At 69.1% G+C, this 16,263-nt stretch carries 15 protein-coding genes, 1 pseudogene and 1 riboswitch; of the genes and pseudogenes, 9 read left to right on the forward strand and 7 right to left on the reverse strand.

Going from position 1 to position 16,263, the window contains the following annotated elements; genetic code table 11:
* Together ACFWR9_RS05070 and ACFWR9_RS05075 are read right to left on the reverse strand one after the other, a co-directional pair.
* Window positions 1–89 (reverse strand): annotated as a pseudogene (locus tag ACFWR9_RS05070) (low molecular weight phosphotyrosine protein phosphatase); the annotation flags it as partial.
* Window positions 86–472, reverse strand: coding sequence for a phage holin family protein (locus ACFWR9_RS05075; RefSeq protein WP_161329461.1), 387 nt, complete (start codon window positions 470–472; stop codon window positions 86–88). The pseudogene ACFWR9_RS05070 and the gene ACFWR9_RS05075, both read right to left, overlap by 4 nt.
* 59 nt (window positions 473–531) lie before the next feature.
* On the opposite strand from ACFWR9_RS05075, the gene ACFWR9_RS05080 reads away from it, so the two are divergent.
* The 4 genes from ACFWR9_RS05080 (at window position 532) to ACFWR9_RS05095 (ending at window position 2,819) form a co-directional block, all read left to right on the forward strand.
* Complete coding sequence (locus ACFWR9_RS05080; protein WP_114528306.1) at window positions 532–849, forward strand: cupin domain-containing protein; 318 nt, start codon at window positions 532–534, stop codon at window positions 847–849.
* Between the two features lie 174 nt (window positions 850–1,023).
* Window positions 1,024–1,236, forward strand: coding sequence for a DUF5326 family protein (locus ACFWR9_RS05085; protein WP_007388908.1), 213 nt, complete (start codon window positions 1,024–1,026; stop codon window positions 1,234–1,236).
* A 312-nt stretch (window positions 1,237–1,548) separates the two neighbouring features.
* The gene (locus ACFWR9_RS05090; RefSeq protein WP_383835962.1) at window positions 1,549–2,283 is read left to right on the forward strand and encodes an IclR family transcriptional regulator; all 735 of its coding nucleotides are present in this window, start codon (window positions 1,549–1,551) and stop codon (window positions 2,281–2,283) included.
* A 98-nt stretch (window positions 2,284–2,381) separates the two neighbouring features.
* Entirely contained in the window at window positions 2,382–2,819 is a 438-nt protein-coding gene (locus ACFWR9_RS05095; RefSeq protein WP_383835663.1) for an SsgA family sporulation/cell division regulator, read from the forward strand.
* Window positions 2,820–2,867: 48 nt separating this feature from the next.
* Here ACFWR9_RS05095 and ACFWR9_RS05100 read toward each other — a convergent pair whose 3' ends face one another.
* Window positions 2,868–4,349 (reverse strand): YibE/F family protein, encoded by a 1,482-nt coding sequence (locus ACFWR9_RS05100; protein ID WP_383835666.1) that lies wholly within the window; start codon window positions 4,347–4,349, stop codon window positions 2,868–2,870.
* Between the two features lie 71 nt (window positions 4,350–4,420).
* Window positions 4,421–4,609, forward strand: a riboswitch (TPP riboswitch).
* Between ACFWR9_RS05100 and thiC the strand changes: the two genes are divergently transcribed.
* Window positions 4,602–6,395, forward strand: coding sequence for a phosphomethylpyrimidine synthase ThiC (gene thiC, locus ACFWR9_RS05105; protein ID WP_383835669.1), 1,794 nt, complete (start codon window positions 4,602–4,604; stop codon window positions 6,393–6,395). Its footprint overlaps the riboswitch before it by 8 nt.
* Before the next feature lie 101 nt (window positions 6,396–6,496).
* The gene (locus ACFWR9_RS05110; RefSeq protein WP_383835672.1) at window positions 6,497–7,897 is read left to right on the forward strand and encodes a VWA domain-containing protein; all 1,401 of its coding nucleotides are present in this window, start codon (window positions 6,497–6,499) and stop codon (window positions 7,895–7,897) included.
* Window positions 7,898–7,921: 24 nt separating this feature from the next.
* Here ACFWR9_RS05110 and ACFWR9_RS05115 read toward each other — a convergent pair whose 3' ends face one another.
* The 3 genes from ACFWR9_RS05115 to ACFWR9_RS05125 form a co-directional block, all read right to left on the reverse strand.
* The gene (locus ACFWR9_RS05115; RefSeq protein WP_383835675.1) at window positions 7,922–8,791 is read right to left on the reverse strand and encodes a hypothetical protein; all 870 of its coding nucleotides are present in this window, start codon (window positions 8,789–8,791) and stop codon (window positions 7,922–7,924) included.
* A 182-nt stretch (window positions 8,792–8,973) separates the two neighbouring features.
* The gene (locus ACFWR9_RS05120) at window positions 8,974–10,080 is read right to left on the reverse strand and encodes a metallophosphoesterase (RefSeq protein ID WP_383835678.1); all 1,107 of its coding nucleotides are present in this window, start codon (window positions 10,078–10,080) and stop codon (window positions 8,974–8,976) included.
* A 310-nt stretch (window positions 10,081–10,390) separates the two neighbouring features.
* The gene (locus ACFWR9_RS05125; RefSeq protein ID WP_383835681.1) at window positions 10,391–11,503 is read right to left on the reverse strand and encodes a LacI family DNA-binding transcriptional regulator; all 1,113 of its coding nucleotides are present in this window, start codon (window positions 11,501–11,503) and stop codon (window positions 10,391–10,393) included.
* Window positions 11,504–11,904: 401 nt separating this feature from the next.
* On the opposite strand from ACFWR9_RS05125, the gene hisC reads away from it, so the two are divergent.
* Window positions 11,905–12,984 carry a histidinol-phosphate transaminase gene (gene hisC / locus ACFWR9_RS05130; RefSeq protein ID WP_383835684.1) on the forward strand — a complete coding sequence of 360 codons (1,080 nt, stop codon included), beginning with the start codon at window positions 11,905–11,907 and terminating at the stop codon, window positions 12,982–12,984.
* A gap of 44 nt (window positions 12,985–13,028) precedes the next feature.
* On the opposite strand, the gene ACFWR9_RS05135 is transcribed toward hisC, so the two are convergent.
* On the reverse strand, window positions 13,029–13,430 hold the full coding sequence (locus ACFWR9_RS05135) for a cyclophilin-like fold protein (RefSeq protein WP_383835687.1): 402 nt from the start codon (window positions 13,428–13,430) through the stop codon (window positions 13,029–13,031).
* A gap of 210 nt (window positions 13,431–13,640) precedes the next feature.
* Here ACFWR9_RS05135 and ACFWR9_RS05140 point away from each other — a divergent pair, with 210 nt between their 5' ends.
* Window positions 13,641–15,146: a cytochrome ubiquinol oxidase subunit I gene (locus ACFWR9_RS05140; RefSeq protein ID WP_383835690.1), complete on the forward strand. Its 1,506-nt coding sequence runs from the start codon at window positions 13,641–13,643 to the stop codon at window positions 15,144–15,146.
* Between the two features lie 20 nt (window positions 15,147–15,166).
* Window positions 15,167–16,171, forward strand: coding sequence for a cytochrome d ubiquinol oxidase subunit II (gene cydB / locus ACFWR9_RS05145; RefSeq protein WP_383835693.1), 1,005 nt, complete (start codon window positions 15,167–15,169; stop codon window positions 16,169–16,171).
* The last annotated feature ends 92 nt before the right edge of the window (window positions 16,172–16,263 follow it).

The raw sequence follows: 16,263 nt of genomic DNA on the forward strand, positions 1-16,263 counted from the left end.
GCGTTGTCCCCGCGCGGGTGCATGACGGCCTCGGCCATCGGGGAACGGCAGATGTTGCCCGTGCACACGAAGCAGACGCGGTAGGTCATCGCGACCGGTCCCCGTCGGGCAGGAACGCGTTGAGGGCCCAGGAAACGATCGAGATGATCAAACCGCCCAGGACGGCGGTCCAGAAGCCGTCGACGTGGAAGCTCACGTCGAGCTTGTCGGCCACCCACGAGGTGAGCAGCAGCATGAGCGCGTTGACCACCAGCGTGAACAGACCGAGGGTCAGGATGAACAGGGGGAAGGTGAGCACCTGCACGATCGGCTTCACCAGCATGTTCACCAGGCCGAAGACCAGCGCGACCACGATCAGCGTGACGGCCTTCTCACCGGTGCTGCCCCCGGTCAGGGTGATCTTGTCGAGCAGCCATACGGCGACCGCGAGGGCGCCCGCGTTGGCGATCGTCTTGACTAGGAAATTCTTCATGTGTCTGATCGTGGCAGACGCGATCGGAAACGAACGGTGAGGCAGGGGCGGTCGAGGCGATGAAGGCATTCCGGCTGGACGAACTGGAGGCGGAGCGCGCCGCCAACGACGGTGCCTACCTGCAGTTCCTGCGCGAGCGGAACATGTCGGTCGGCCTGTACGCCCTCGACGCGGGCACATCCGATCCGCAGAACCCGCACGCGCAGGACGAGGTGTACTTCGTGGTGAGCGGGCGGGCCGCGATCACCGTGGGCATGGAGACCACCCAGGTCGCCCGCGGCAGTGTGGTCTACGTCCCGGCCGGGGTCGCCCACAAGTTCCACCACATCAGCGAGGACCTGCGGGTTCTCGTGGTGTTCTCTCCGCCCGAGAGCTGAGTCCCCACCCTGGGGTTCCCTAGGGGAACGGTCAGGGGGAGACAAGGGATGCGTGCGCCCTGCCGGGGCCTTCGCGGCCCTAGCATCGAGTGCAGGACATCAGAGGATTCCCAGCGGGAGACCGGCCCCCACAAGGCCCGGTCCCCGAACGGGTGGAAGGTAAGGACGAGGGCCATGCGAGAGATCTTCACGGGACTGCCGTGGTGGGTGAAGTGGATCGCGGTGCCGGTCATCGCCCTGGTCGTGTTCGGCGGGCTGATCGCCAGCGTGGTCGGGTTCGTGATCGGACTGCTGTTCAAGCTGCTGGTCTTCGTCGCGCTCGTCGGCGGACTGATCTACGTCGTGCGCAAGTTCATGTCGAGTTCGTCCTCGCGCAGCGACTGGTGAGAGCCGTGGGACACCGGTGGCGGTAACGGGAACCACCGGTTCCCTCGCGCGAGGGAAGTTTCCCGGAGGGGCCGTCGGCGGGCGGTGACCGGCGGTTAGAGTCCGGAACTCCACGCGGGGGCGACCTCGCGAACGGCGTACACCCCACCCGTGTTCCCCGCACGGACGGCCTCCTCGCGTTCCCGGGAGTGACCCTTGGCCACGGCTGACACCGCATTCGCATCGCTGCACGCCCTGCCCGTGCAGCCCTACTCGACGCCACGGACACCACCACCCCCGCCCCCGTCCGCCGACCCGCCCTCGGCGACCCTCATCGGTTCCGTCCAGCGGGCGATGCGTCTTCTGGAGTGCGTCGCGGAACACGAGTACGGAGCCCCCGCCAAGCAGCTGGCCCGGGAGACCCGGCTGGCGCTCCCCACGGCGTACCACCTGCTGCGCACCCTGGTGCACGAGGGCTACCTGCGCCGGGAGAAGGGGCTGTTCTTCCTCGGCGAGGCCGCAGAGCGGCTGAGCAGCAGCGGGGCCGCGCAGAAACGTCGCAGCACGGTGGCCGACGCGCTCGCGCGGGTGCGCGACGCGATCGGCGCTCCCGTGTACTACGCCATATACCGCGACGGCGAGATCGAGGTCATGTGCGTCTCCGACACCCCGGGCAACCCGGCCGTCGAGGAGTGGGCGGACTTCCGCGAGACCGGGCACGCGCACGCCGTCGGGCAGTGCCTGCTCTCGCAACTGGACGACGACGCCCGCCGGGACCACCTGGACCGCTATCCGGTGCAGTCCCTCACGCCGTACACGGTGCGTGATGGCAATGCCCTGCTGAGACGCCTGGAACGCATGGGGCGGACGACTCCGGTGACCGAACGCCAGGCGTACGCCCTGGGGACGGTATGCGCCGCGATCCCCATCACCGTCGGCACCACGGTGGCCACGATGGCCGTCTCCCTGCCCCTTCACCAGGCCGACCGGCTGCTGCCCGCCGCGGAGCGGCTGCAGGACGAGGTGGGGCGGCTCCTGGGGTCACTCGCGATCTCTATCAGTATCTGAAAACTCACTCCTTGTGATCTGGTGTGTACGTTGAGCAAGATGCCACCAGTGTTAGAGGTTTGATTCCCGGACAGTCGACGGCGAATGACGGGTGTGCGATGGGCGAGTCCGTACAGGCAGAGGTCATGATGAGCTTTCTCGTGTCCGAGGAGCTCTCGTTCCGCATTCCGGTGGAGCTGCGTTACGCGACCTGTGATCCCTATGCCGTGCGGTTGACCTTCCATCTCCCCGGGGACGCCCCGGTGACCTGGGCCTTCGGCCGGGAGCTACTGGTCGACGGGGTGGGCCGGCCGTGCGGTGACGGGGACGTGCGCATCGCACCGGTCGAGCCGGAGCCGCTGTCCGAGGTGCTGATCCGCCTCCAGGTCGGCGCCGACCAGGCACTGTTCCGTTCCTCGGCGGCGCCCCTGGTGGCGTTCCTCGACCGCACCGACAAGCTGGTGCCGCTGGGCCAGGAGGGCGCGCTCGCGGACTTCGACACCCACCTCGACGAGGCGCTGGACCGCATCCTGGCGGAGGAACAGAGCGCGGGCTGAACCGTTACGGCAGGCGCGGTGGGGGCGTGACGCCTCGTCCGGGACGCATCAGCGCTTGCGGCGACGGCCGCGCCCGCCGCGTACGGGAGCCGCGTCCCCACCAGGAGTCGCCCCCGCGGGCCGCGCGGCCGTCCGGTCGGCCGAGACGACGAGAGCGGCGAGGGCCGTGGTGACCGGCACGGACGCCACCAGGCCGATCGAGCCGACCAGCGTGCGCACGATCTCCTCCGCGACCAACTCACTGTTGGCGACCGTCCCCACCCCGCTCTGCGCGATGGAGAACAGCAGGAGCAGGGGCAGCGCGGCGCCCGCGTAGGCGAGCACGAGTGTGTTGACGACCGAGGCGATGTGGTCGCGGCCGATGCGGATGCCCGCGCGGTACAGCCCGCGCCGGCCCATCGTCGGGTTGGCCTCGTGCAGCTCCCAGACCGCCGACGTCTGCGTGACCGTCACGTCGTCGAGGACACCGAGCGAACCGATGATGACGCCGGCGAGCAGCAGACCGCTCATGTCGATCGACGGATACAGGCCGTGGATGAGCCCGGTGTTGTCGTCCGTGTTGCCGGTCAGCGCCGCCCAGCCGATGAACAGCGACCCGAGAACGCCGATCAGCAACAGAGAGATCAGCGTGCCGAGCACCGCCACGGACGTACGCGCAGAGAGACCATGACAGAGATAGAGCGCGATCAGCATGATGGCGCTGGACCCGATCACCGCGACGACCAGCGGGTTCGAACCCTGGAGGATCGCGGGGAGGATGAAGAAGTTCAGCAGCAGGAAGCTGATCGCCAGGGAGATCAGCGCCATCAGGCCCCGCAGCCTTCCGACGACCACCACGGCCAGCGCGAAGATGCCGGCGAGCAGGGCGAGGGGGAGCCGGCGGTTGATGTCGGTCACCGAGTACTGCAGGTCCCGCGGCGCGGAGGGCTCGTAGGCGACCACGACCTTCTGGCCCTCGTGCAACTGCCGTGACTGGTCCGGCTGCACGACCTCGTCGAACGTACGGCCCGTGTCCTTTCCGGTGTCCACGCGGATCGTTGCCCGCTTGCAGTCGCCGTTCGCCTGCTGCACCGCGGAGGAGCCCTCGGCGGTGGAGGTGTCGCCGGTGGGGGTGGAGCCTGAGGCGTTGACGGACTGGCAGCTCAGTTCCACCACCTTGGTCACGGTGGCCTGCTGCGTCTGCCGGTCGAAGCCGACGCCGGTGCGCTCGTGCGGCGGCGCGCCGCCCGGCCACAGGACCGCGAGCCCGACCAGGACCGCCGCGGTGAACGGGATCAGAATCGCGGCGATGACCTTCCGCAGATGCCGCGAGACGGGCGCCGCCGGCCCGTGACTGTGCGAGTGCCCGTGACCGCCACTCGCTCCGTGACCGCCGCCCGCTCCGTGTCCGTGGCCGGCGCCATCCCCCTGTCCGTGGTGGCCGTGCGCACTGGCGGGGACGTGGCCGGCTCCACGGTCGGCGCCCTCTTCGGCGTGCGGTCCGCGGTGGGGATCGTGCGGCGGAAAGGGGGGATGCTGCGGTGTGGTCACCGACCGATCATCGCAAGAACAAGGGGGGCCCTCTGTTCACCGCGCCCGAATGGGCGTTAGCGTGGGGGCACCTTTGTACACGCGGGAGCTCGGAGCACCGGGCTGAGAGGGCGCTGACCTTCGTCCCAGCGACGTTTCACGGGAAACATCACCGAAGTCGAGTGATGTATCCCACGAAACGTCGAAGACGGAAGCCGCTGCGTCGACCGCCGAACCTGTTACCGGGTAATGCCGGCGTAGGGAGTAGGTCTCATGACCATCAAGGACGCACGCACGCCTGCCTCCACGCAGAACTCCACCCAGGAGGGGACCGCGGAGGCCGGGAAGTCCATCGGCTGGCACAAGGCGTACGTCGAGGGCTCGCGCCCCGACCTGCGGGTGCCGGTCCGTCAGGTGCACCTCACCAACGGCCAGTCGGTCACGCTGTACGACACCTCCGGCCCGTATACCGATCCGCTCGTCGACACCGACGTCCGCAGGGGACTGGCGCCGCTTCGGGAGAACTGGATCATCGCCCGCGGCGACACCGAGGAGTACGCGGGCCGTCCCGTCCGTCCCGAGGACGACGGCATCAAGCACACCTCGCCGCGCGGCGGGCTGCGCAACCTCGACGCCGTCTTCCCCGGACGGTCGCGGCAGCCCCGCCGGGGCCGGGGCGGCACCGCGGTGACGCAGCTGGCGTACGCCCGCCGGGGCGAGATCACGCCGGAGATGGAGTACGTGGCCGTCCGGGAGAACGTCTCGCCGGAAGTCGTCCGCGAGGAGATCGCGGCGGGCCGTGCCGTACTGCCGGCCAACGTCAACCATCCCGAGATCGAGCCGATGATCATCGGCAAGCGGTTCCTGGTGAAGGTCAACGCCAACATCGGCAACTCGGCCGTGACGTCCTCCATAGAGGAGGAGGTCGACAAGATGACCTGGGCGACCCGGTGGGGCGCCGACACGGTCATGGACCTCTCCACCGGGCGCAACATCCACACCACCCGCGAGTGGGTCCTGCGCAACTCCCCCGTCCCCATCGGGACCGTGCCGCTCTACCAGGCCCTGGAGAAGGTCGACGGTCGGGCCGAGGAGCTGACCTGGGAGGTCTACAAGGACACCGTGATCGAGCAGGCCGAGCAGGGCGTGGACTACATGACGGTCCACGCGGGCGTGCGCCTGGCGTACGTGCCGCTGACCGCGAACCGCAAGACCGGCATCGTCTCGCGCGGCGGCTCGATCATGGCGGCGTGGTGCCTGGCGCACCACAGGGAGTCGTTCCTGTACGAGAACTTCGAGGAACTCTGCGAGATCCTCGCCGCGTACGACGTCACGTACTCCCTCGGCGACGGCCTGCGGCCGGGCTCCATCGCGGACGCCAACGACGAGGCGCAGTTCGCCGAGTTGCGCACGCTCGGGGAACTCAACCGGACCGCCAAGCGTTTGAACGTTCAGACCATGATCGAGGGCCCGGGACATGTCCCGATGCACAAGATCAAGGAGAACATCGACCTTCAGCAGGAGATCTGCGATGAAGCTCCGTTCTATACGCTCGGCCCGCTGACCACGGACGTCGCGCCGGCGTACGACCACATCACCTCCGGCATCGGTGCCGCGATGATCGCCTGGTGGGGCACGGCCATGCTCTGCTACGTCACGCCCAAGGAGCACCTGGGCCTGCCCAACCGTGACGACGTCAAGACCGGCGTCATCACCTACAAGATCGCCGCCCATGCCGCCGACCTCGCCAAGGGGCACCCAGGTGCGCAGGAGTGGGACGACGCGCTGTCCGACGCCCGTTTCGAGTTCCGGTGGGAGGACCAGTTCAACCTGGCCCTCGACCCGGACACGGCACGGGAGTTCCACGACGAGACCCTGCCGGCCGAGCCCGCCAAGACGGCCCACTTCTGCTCCATGTGCGGGCCGAAGTTCTGCTCGATGAAGATCTCGCACGATATCCGCCGCGAGCACGGAGGGAGCCAGGCCGAGATCGAGGAGGGCATGGTCCAGAAGTCGAAGGAGTTCGCGGCCGCCGGTAATCGCGTGTATCTGCCGATCGCGGACTGACGTCCCCGCGTGCCGTGCCGTGCCGTGCCGTGCGGCGGGGAGGGGCAGGACGCCGGTCCGTCCTCTCCCCGCCGAGGGGTCTGTCTCGGCAGACTGGGGGCATGACAGCCACCTCCCTGAGCAAGGGTGCCAACCTCGCCGTCGACTCCCCCGCGGTGCGGATCGAACTCGTCTGGGCCGCAGGGCCCGGGGTTCCCGAGATCGACTCCTCCGCGCTGCTGCTCACCTCGGCCGGACGGGTGCGGGACGACGGCGACTTCGTCTTCTACAACCAGCCCCGGCACGCGTCTGGCGCGGTGGGGCACCTGGGCAAGCGGGGCGGACCCGGTGCGCACGCGGGTGTCACCACCGACTCGGTCGAGGTGGACCTGGTCTCGGTGGAGCCGGTCGTCGAACGCATCGTGCTGTGCGCCTCGGCGGACGGCGGGACGTTCGGCCGGGTACCGGGGCTGTCGCTGCGGTTGCTGGACGCCGCTTCCGGCACCGAGCTGGCCCGGTTCGACATGACCGCCGGGACGGAGACCGCCCTGGTCGGCGGCGAGCTGTACCGGCGGCAGGGGAAATGGAAGTTCCGCGCGGTCGGGCAGGGATACGCCGCCGGACTCGCGGGGCTCGCCACCGACTTCGGCATCACCGTGGACGACGACGCTCCCCCGACGCCGACGCCGACGCCGACGCCGACGCCGACGCCACCCCCTCAGCCCCTGTCCCCACCGCCGACCGGACCCGCCGGGCGGGCCCGCCTCACCAAGGGCGAGGAACAACTGCCCGTGGACATGCGCAAGCGACTGTCCCTGCGCAAGGAGCAGGTCGCCGTCAGCCTGCGCAAGCACGGGGCGGCCGGCGTCACCGCGCGCGTCATCCTCGTACTCGACGCCTCCGGCTCCATGTCGTTCCTCTACTCCAAGGGCGTCGTGGCGGACGTCGTGGAACGGATGGCCGCCGTCGCCGCGCAACTGGACGACGACGGCGAGATGCAGGCATGGACCTTCGCCTCGAACCCGGCGCGCCTGCCCGACCTGCGCCTGGGCGAGCTGCCCGACTGGCTACGGCTGCACGTACGCGTGGGGGAGATCAGCCTCTTCCGGCGCGGCCGGAAGAAGGGCCTGGACCCCCAGCAGGTCGACATGCGGGCGGTCGGGATCCAGAACGAGGAGCAGAAGGTGATCGCCCAGGTCCGTGCCTTCGTCCGGGAGAATCCGGCACCGGCTCCGACCCTGGTCCTGTTCTTCTCCGACGGCGGTGTCTACCGCGACGCCGAGATCGAGCGGGAGCTGCGGGAGGCGGTGGAGGAGCCGGTCTTCTGGCAGTTCGTGGGGCTCGGCCGGTCCAAGTACGGCGTGCTGGAGCGTTTCGACACCCTGCAAGGCCGCCGCGTCGACAACGTCGGCTTCTTCGCCGTGGACGACATCGCCACCGTCCCGGACCCGGAGCTCTACGACCGCCTGCTGTCCGAGTTTCCGTCCTGGATCACAGCCGCCGGCCGGGCGGGCATCCTCTGACGCGTTGCCCGCCCGGACCGGTGGCTACTCGGGCCGGTGTTCCGGACCGCCGAAGTCCGGGCTGCTGTAGTCCGGGCTGGAGTAGCTCGGACGGTGACCGGCCTCGGGGCCGCCGTCGGGACTGGTGAACCCGGGCCGGCCGTATCCGAGGTGCGGCATGCGGCTGCTCGGGGCCTTCGGTCCCGTGCGGTGCAGTGCCGCCGTGCCCGGGTCACCGAGCGCCTCCCGCAGGAAGGGCAGGATGCCGCGTTCCAGCAGGGCGTCGTGCCAGGCGTCCCTGGCCCGGGCCACTTCCTCGTCGAGTGCGCCGTAGGAGCCGGACTCGGCGGACGGCCGGTTGCGCAGCGCGGTGATCAGCAGCCCCACCGCGGCGACGAGGATCGCCACCGCGGTCACGGCGCCGAACACCCATCCCGTGGTGAGCATGGTCTGTGCGAAGGCCTGCCCCGGATCCAGCATCTTCAGGATGTATCCGACGAGCAGGAAGATCGCCGCGGCGGTGCCGGCCAGGACGGGTGCCAGGACGGCGACGACGGCGACGGCCCCCGCACCGGTCGCCTCGGCCACCTCCCCCATGGTGGCGGCGAGTCCCACCGCGCCCCTGCCCTGCTCCTCGGGGCCGGACTCGCGCGTGGCGGGTGACGTGGCGGACGGCGCCGGGTGGCGCAGTTCCTCGCGGGCCTTCACGTAGTGCTGGTACTCGGTGGTGGCCGCCGCCGTGATGAGGGCGGTCGCGTTGAGTGCCATGGTGCGCAGTTGTTCGGAGTTGAGCCGCTGTCCGACAGCGGCCAGTTCCGGGCGGTGTGGTGCGGAGCGCAGCGCCTCGTCGAGGATCCGCTCGTACTCTTGGCGGTCCTCGTTCGACAGGTGCTGCGGAACGCTGTTCATGTGCATCCCCCGATGCTCCGTAGGGCTTGGGGCTCGCATGCCAACGAGCCGTCGGGCAGAAACGGAGGGGAGCCTGCTACGGATAAGCCGATGGTAGAGCGGTGACGGTGGAGGGTGACAGGGGGTTTCCAGAAATTGGGTGCCGTCCTGTACGGGTCCCGCCGTCGAAACGCTCAACCGGTGAACGGTCAGACGTCCAGCGGAAGTTGCTGGACCAGCAGCTTTCCGGCCATGGTCACGCCGCCGTCCATCGCGATGGCCAGCCCGTCCGCGTAGACGTGAGGTCCCTCGACCGCCGTACGGGTGTCGTCCTCGCCGTCCTCGGAGCCGACCTCGCCCAGCAGGTAGGGGATGGGGCTGTGCCCGTGAACGATCCGGGTGCCGCCGTACGTATCCAGCAGTGAGCGCACGGCTTCGGCGCCGCCCTCGTCGCGGAAGGAGAAGCGCTTGGTGAACTTGCGGAACACGTCCCAGACCTCCTCCGCGTCGTTGCGGGTGATCGTCTCGCGGACGGTGTCGTTGACCTCTTCGATGGAGCGGCCGTAGTCGAGGTAGGTGGTGGTGTCGGAGTGGACCAGGAGGTGGTCGTCGACCTCTTCGAGCGCGTCGAGGCGGGCCATCCACTGAAGGTGGTGGTCCTGGAGGCGGTCCATGTCGGTCTTCTGGCCGCCGTTCAGCAGCCAGGCCGCCTGGAAGGTCGCGGTGCCGGCGCCGGAGTTGATGGGCGTGTCGCCGAACCGCTTGGCGCCGAGCAGCAGCAGCTCGTGGTTGCCCATCAGCGCCTTGCAGTAGCCGCCCGCCGCGGCGGCCTCGGCGGACAGCCGCATCACCAGGTCGATGACGCCGATGCCGTCCGGGCCGCGGTCGGTGAAGTCGCCGAGGAACCACAGGCGTGAGGTGCCCGCGCACCACTGGCCGTCGGCGTCGACGAGGCCCTTCTCGCGCAGCGCGGAAAGCAGCTCGTCGAGGTAGCCGTGCACGTCGCCCACGACGAACAGCGGACCCTGGCCGGTGACGGGCTGCCGCACCTGGATCGGCTCGGGGTCGACGGGCACCTGAACCGTGTCACCCCGACGGATGACGGGCAGATCCCGCTGCGTGGGCGTGTAACCCTCCGGATAGGGCTCCTCGGACTCCTCCTCGGAGGGCGGCGTGGGCTCGCCCGCCTGTGTGCCGGGGTCGGCATACGGAGCGGTCTCGTGGACGTAAGCGGGCACCCGGAAGTCGCGCACCGTCGCGGTCCGCTCCACCTCGGGTCCCTGACCGGCCCCCTGAGTCATCGACCCCTCCACCATCGCGCCGCATCTGCACCGCTTCGGACTGCCTGGTCGCAGCGGCCCGCGGTGTGTGGGCCCATCATAGGAATGCGGATCGCGCTGTGTGATGACCCAGGGGTGGTGAATCAGAACAGGACTCCGGTTCACCGCGGCTTTCGCCCCGATTGGGCCGGTCTTCGCCCGTCCGCGAATGCCGCCCGGCCGTGTTGCGAACGTGCCGGGTGTGGCGTTCGCCGCCTTCTGCGCGACCCGTGGGCCGCCCTTCCGCGCCCCCGTTTCGGACCGGGGCGCGCCGCCGCACGCGCCGAGCGCATGCCCCGGAGCGCTCCTAGTCGCTCTCCGGTGATCGCGGCGGGCTGACCGTCGTACGGGGCGGGCGTCGCTGCGAGGACGTACGCACGATCAGTTCGGTCGGTATGACCTGCTCGACCGGCTGGTCCGAATGCAGCCCCTCGATCGCGTCGATCAGCACCTGGATCACGGCGGTGCCGATGCGGCGGGGTTTGAGCGAGAGGGTGGTGATGGGCGGCTCGGTGCTGGCGTACACGGTGGACTCGCTGCAGCAGACCAGCAGCAGGTCCTCGGGGACGCGCAGTCCGTAGCGGCGGGCGCCGGCGAGGAGGTCGGTCCCGTTCGGGTCGAACAGGCCGTAGACGGCGTCGGGCCGGTCGGGGCGGGCCAGCAGCCGGTCGGCGGCGACCGCGCCGGCGCACGGGTCGTGGGCGGGGTAGGCCTCGTAGACCGGGTCCTGTCCGACGCGCTCGCACCAGCGCAGGTAGGCGGTGGTCGACAGATGGGTGTACGTGTCCGTCGTGGTGCCGGTGAGCAGGCCGATCCTGCGGGCGCCGGCGTCGGCGAGGTGGTCGAGGATGCCGAGGACGGCCGCCTCGTGGTCGTTGTCCACCCACGCCGTGACGGGGAGCGTGCCGGCCGGGCGGCCGTCGGAGACGACCGGTAAGCCCTGGCGGACCAGTTCGCTGACGACCGGGTCGTGGTCCGAGGGGTCGATGACGACCGTCCCGTCGAGTGCGACGTTGGACCACACGTCGTGGCGGGAGGTCGCCGGGAGGATCACGAGGGCGTAGCCGCGGGCGAGCGCGGCGGAGGTGGCGGCGCGCGCCATCTCCGCGAAGTACGCGAACTCGGTGAAGGTGAAAGGTTCATCCCCGTACGTCGTCACGGTCAGGCCGATCAGTCCGGACTTGCCCGTGCGCAGCGTGCGGGCGGCGGCCGAGGGCCGGTAGCCCAGACGGTCGGCGACCTCGCGCACATGGCGCCGGGTGGCATCCGGGAGTCTGCCCTTGCCGTTGAGTGCGTCGGAGACGGTAGTGATGGATACTCCGGCGGCGGCGGCCACGTCCCTGATGCCCGCCCGGCCCGGCCGGCTGCCTCGACGTGAGGTTTCCGCGCGGCTCACCTGGTGCTTCCCTGCTGCTGTCATGGCGAGCCGATAGTAGGGCTCATGGGGTGGGGTAGGGCGGACGCATATGCACGCGTTGACAGTCACGTTTCTGCATGATCATTTACGCGGAACGGCCTTGGAAAGCAAGCTAGTTGGGGCCAGACATGCCAATACCTGGTGTGCCGACCAGTGAGGGCCTGCCAAGTGGTGGATGTTGCGAAGAGGTCTCAACTCACCTGCACGGGGGATGCGCGCCACGGCGCGAGCCACCGGCGCGTAGATATATGTGCGGCGCGCCCCCCGAATCGTGCGCCTTCATGCCCTGATGCCCCTGTTGCCAGTGTGACGGACGAGGTCTGGCCTCACCTATACGCAGCGGCGGCGAATCCTCATAAGGTGAGAAGTATTCGATGCCGGTGGTGGTCACGAGGAGGACTGCGGTGAGCGAGACGAGCCCCAAGCTGCGCGCCGAGCTGGAGGGAATTCCCACCTACAGGCCGGGCAAGCCCGCCGCGGCCGAAGGCCCGGTGGCCTACAAGCTGTCCTCCAACGAGAACCCCTATCCGCCCCTGCCGAGTGTCATGGAGACGGTGACGGCCGCTGCCGCGTCCTTCAACCGGTACCCGGACATGGCCTGTACGTCCCTGATGAGCGAGCTGTCGGACCGCTTCGGCGTGCCCCTCACCCACCTGGCGACCGGCACCGGGTCGGTCGGCGTGGCGCAGCAGCTGATCCAGGCGACCTCGGGCCCGGGCGACGAGGTGATCTACGCCTGGCGCTCCTTCGAGGCGTATCCGATCATCACGCAGATCAGCGGGGCGACGTCCGTGAAGGTCCCGCTGACCCCGGGCGACGTGCACGACCTGGACGCGATGGCGGACGCGATCACCGACCGGACCCGGCTGATCTTCGTCTGCAACCCCAACAACCCGACCGGCACGGTGGTGCGGCGGGCCGAGCTGGAGCGATTCCTCGACCGGGTGCCGAGCGATGTGCTGGTGGTCCTGGACGAAGCTTACCGCGAGTTCATCCGCGACCCCGAGGTGCCGGACGGCGTCGAGATCTACCGTGGGCGGCCCAACGTCTGCGTCCTGCGCACCTTCTCCAAGGCGTACGGCCTCGCGGGGCTGCGGGTCGGGTTCGCGATCGCGCATGAGCCGGTGGCGGCGGCGCTGCGCAAGACTGCGGTGCCCTTCGGGGTGAGCCAGATCGCGCAGGAGGCGGCGATCGCCTCCCTGCGGGCCGAGGACGAGCTGATCGGCCGCGTCGGATCGCTGGTGTGCGAGCGCACGCGCGTGGTCGACGCGCTGCGTGCACAGGGCTGGACGGTGCCGGAGACCCAGGCCAACTTCGTGTGGCTGCGGCTGGGGGAGAGCACGGTCGCCTTCGCGAACGCGTGCGAGCAGGCCGGCGTGGTCGTCCGACCGTTCCCGGGCGAGGGTGTGCGGGTCACGGTCGGAGAGAGCGAGGCGAACGACATCTTCCTGAAGGTGTCGGAAGCGTTCCGCAAGGAGCTGTAGGTCAGCAGGAGCTGTAGGTCAGGCGGCGGGCCGGGACACGGCCGTCAGGCGTCGACGCGCTCGACGCGTATCGGGTCGCCGTCGCGCACTGTCGCCAGCAGGCGAGGGTCGCCGTCGATGCGGCCCAGGACGTTGCACGGACTCGCGAGGCGGCATTCCCCCCCAAACTCCGTTTGGGGGGACCCCCAGCCTCGCGAGATCGGCGTCGGCCCGTAGGGGAGGGCCAGGGCGTCCCCGTCGGTCCAGAAGGCAACCGTGCCCGGCTCAACGACCTCCCGGGCGTCCGTTTCACGTGAAACCGACACACCTGTGTCGAAGTACACCTCCTCGCCCCAGGTGTGGGCGGAGGCGGTGAGCGGCAGGGCCTTGAGAAGGGCCTGCGTGGTCGGGGTGTTGTCGAGTGCTGCGGTGAGGTGCCCCGCAGGCCATGAGATCCGAATCTGCATGCGGCGGATTCAACAATATGTTGAAGCCCCTGCCAAGGGGTTGATGCCACGGGGGACCCCCCTTCCGATGCCGAAAAGCAGTAGGTCATAATTGCTTGTGAATGTGAACGCGTTCACAAGCGTGTCCCGATTGCACCCGCATTGGGTGTGACAAACACGCTCAAAACGCCGCTGACCACGGCGATGTGGCGAGGTAAGGAGAGTGACGACGTGGACATGGCTCTGGCGCCGGAGACCCTGGCGCGGTGGCAGTTCGGCATCACGACCGTCTACCACTTCCTGTTCGTCCCGCTGACGATCTCACTGGCCGCACTGACGGCCGGGCTGCAGACCGCATGGGTCCGCACGGAGAAGGAGAAGTACCTCAAGGCGACCAAGTTCTGGGGCAAGCTCTTTCTGATCAACATCGCCATGGGTGTCGTCACCGGCATCGTGCAGGAGTTCCAGTTCGGCATGAACTGGTCCGACTACTCGCGCTTCGTCGGCGACGTCTTCGGTGCCCCGCTCGCCTTCGAGGCGCTGATCGCCTTCTTCTTCGAGTCCACCTTCATCGGTCTGTGGATCTTCGGCTGGGACAAGCTGCCCAAGAAGATCCACCTGGCCTGCATCTGGATGGTCTCGATCGGCACCCTGCTGTCGGCGTACTTCATCCTCGCGGCCAACTCCTGGATGCAGCACCCCGTCGGCTACCGGATCAACGAGGAGAAGGGCCGCGCCGAACTCACCGACTTCTGGCAGGTCCTCACCCAGAACACCACCCTCAACCAGGTCTTCCACAGCTTCTCGGCGGCCTTCCTGACGGGCGGTGCCTTCATGGTCGGCATCGCCGCCTTCCACCTGATGCGCAAGAAGCACATCCCGGTGATGCGGACCTCGCTGCGGCTCGGCCTGGTCACCCTGGCGGTCGGCGGCGTGCTCACCGCGGTCAGCGGCGACACCCTCGGCAAGGTCATGTACGAGCAGCAGCCGATGAAGATGGCCGCCGCCGAGGCCCTGTGGGACGGCGAGAAGCCGGCGCCCTTCTCGGTGTTCGCCTACGGGGACGTCGACAAGGGGCACAACAAGGTCGCCCTGGAGATCCCCGGACTGCTGTCCTTCCTGGCGCACAGCGACTTCGAGTCCTACGTGCCCGGCATCAACGACACCAACAAGGCCCTCCAGGAGAAGTACGGCCCCGGTGACTACAAGCCAATCGTCCCCGTCGCCTACTGGGGCTTCCGGTGGATGATCGGCTTCGGCATGGCCTCCTTCTCCCTCGGCCTGCTGGGCCTGTGGCTGACACGGAAGAAGTTCCTGCTGCCGGCCCCGCTGCGCACCGGGGAGGACGAAGTGCCGCGGCTGGTGCTGCTGAAGAAGCCGCTCGGGGCGAGGCTCACCCGCATGTACTGGCTGCTGGCGGTCTGGACGATGGCCTTCCCGCTGATCGCCAACTCCTGGGGCTGGATCTTCACCGAGATGGGCCGCCAGCCCTGGGTGGTCTACGGCGTGATGCAGACCAGGGACGCGGTCTCCCCCGGTGTCTCCACGGCCGAGGTCATCATCTCGATGACCGTCTTCACTCTGCTCTACGCCGTCCTGGCCGTCATCGAGGTCAAGTTGCTGGCGAAGTACGTCAAGGCCGGCCCGCCCGAGCTGACCGAGGCCGACCTCAACCCGCCCACGAAGATCGGCGGCGACCTCCGTGACGCCGACAAGCCGATGGCCTTCTCGTACTAGGCCGAGGGAGCTGCACAGTCATGGAACTGCACGACGTCTGGTTCGTTCTGATCGCCGTCCTGTGGACCGGCTACTTCTTCCTGGAGGGCTTCGACTTCGGGGTCGGTGTGCTCACCAAGCTGCTCGCGCGGAACCGGCCCGAGAAGCGGGTGCTGATCAACACCATCGGCCCCGTGTGGGACGGCAACGAGGTGTGGCTGCTCACGGCCGGCGGCGCGACCTTCGCCGCCTTCCCCGAGTGGTACGCCACGCTTTTCTCCGGGTTCTACCTTCCGCTGCTGGTCATCCTGGTCTGCCTGATCGTCCGGGGTGTCGCCTTCGAGTACCGGGTGAAGCGGCCCGAGGAGAACTGGCAGCGCAACTGGGAGACCGCGATCTTCTGGACCTCGCTGATCCCGGCGTTCCTGTGGGGCGTGGCCTTCGGCAACATCGCCCACGGTGTGGAGATCGACCGGGACCTGGAGTACGTCGGCTCCGTCTGGGACCTGCTCAACCCGTACGCGCTGCTGGGCGGCCTGGTCACGCTGACGCTGTTCACCTTCCACGGAACGGTGTTCACCGCGCTCAAGACCGTCGGTGAGATCCGTGAGCGTGCGCGGGCCCTGGCGCTGCGGGTCGGGCTCGTCACGGCCGTGCTGGCCCTGGCCTTCCTGGTCTGGACGCAGGCCCACAGCGGGAACGGCAAGAGCCTGGTCGCCCTCGTGGTGGCCGTCGCCGCCCTGGTCGCCGCCCTGGTGGCGAACCAGGCCGGGCGTGAGGGCTGGTCGTTCGCGCTGTCCGGCGTCACCATCGTCGCCGCCGTGGCGATGCTCTTCCTGACGCTCTTCCCGAACGTCATGCCGTCCACGCTCAACGCGGACTGGAGCCTCACCGTCACCAACGCCTCCTCCAGCCCCTACACGCTGAAGATCATGACCTGGCTGGCCGTGATCGCCACGCCGGTCGTCCTGCTCTACCAGGGCTGGACGTACTGGGTGTTCCGCAAGCGCATCGGCACCCAGCACCTCGCCGACGCCGCGCACTGAGTGCTGGGGTGGGGGGGGGGGGTGGTGGTTTGTTGGGGGGGGGGGGGCGCGCCCCGGGGGCGGGGGGCGGGGGGGGGGGTAGAGGGCCTGGA

The sequence above is a fragment of the Streptomyces sp. NPDC058534 genome, assembly GCF_042717365.1.
Classification (GTDB): domain Bacteria; phylum Actinomycetota; class Actinomycetes; order Streptomycetales; family Streptomycetaceae; genus Streptomyces.

Excerpts from the sequence above, each read along its gene's own strand:
- ACFWR9_RS05095 (WP_383835663.1), top strand. The coding sequence starts at position 2,382 with ATGGGCGAGTCCGTACAGGCAGAGGTCATGATGAGCTTTCTCGTGTCC.
- ACFWR9_RS05120 (WP_383835678.1), bottom strand. The coding sequence starts at position 10,080 with ATGGTGGAGGGGTCGATGACTCAGGGGGCCGGTCAGGGACCCGAGGTG.
- cydB (WP_383835693.1), top strand. The coding sequence starts at position 15,167 with ATGGAACTGCACGACGTCTGGTTCGTTCTGATCGCCGTCCTGTGGACC.
- ACFWR9_RS05135 (WP_383835687.1), bottom strand. The coding sequence starts at position 13,430 with ATGCAGATTCGGATCTCATGGCCTGCGGGGCACCTCACCGCAGCACTC.
- ACFWR9_RS05080 (WP_114528306.1), top strand. The coding sequence starts at position 532 with ATGAAGGCATTCCGGCTGGACGAACTGGAGGCGGAGCGCGCCGCCAAC.
- thiC (WP_383835669.1), top strand. The coding sequence starts at position 4,602 with ATGACCATCAAGGACGCACGCACGCCTGCCTCCACGCAGAACTCCACC.
- ACFWR9_RS05115 (WP_383835675.1), bottom strand. The coding sequence starts at position 8,791 with ATGCACATGAACAGCGTTCCGCAGCACCTGTCGAACGAGGACCGCCAA.
- ACFWR9_RS05075 (WP_161329461.1), bottom strand. The coding sequence starts at position 472 with ATGAAGAATTTCCTAGTCAAGACGATCGCCAACGCGGGCGCCCTCGCG.
- ACFWR9_RS05110 (WP_383835672.1), top strand. The coding sequence starts at position 6,497 with ATGACAGCCACCTCCCTGAGCAAGGGTGCCAACCTCGCCGTCGACTCC.
- ACFWR9_RS05085 (WP_007388908.1), top strand. The coding sequence starts at position 1,024 with ATGCGAGAGATCTTCACGGGACTGCCGTGGTGGGTGAAGTGGATCGCG.
- ACFWR9_RS05125 (WP_383835681.1), bottom strand. The coding sequence starts at position 11,503 with ATGACAGCAGCAGGGAAGCACCAGGTGAGCCGCGCGGAAACCTCACGT.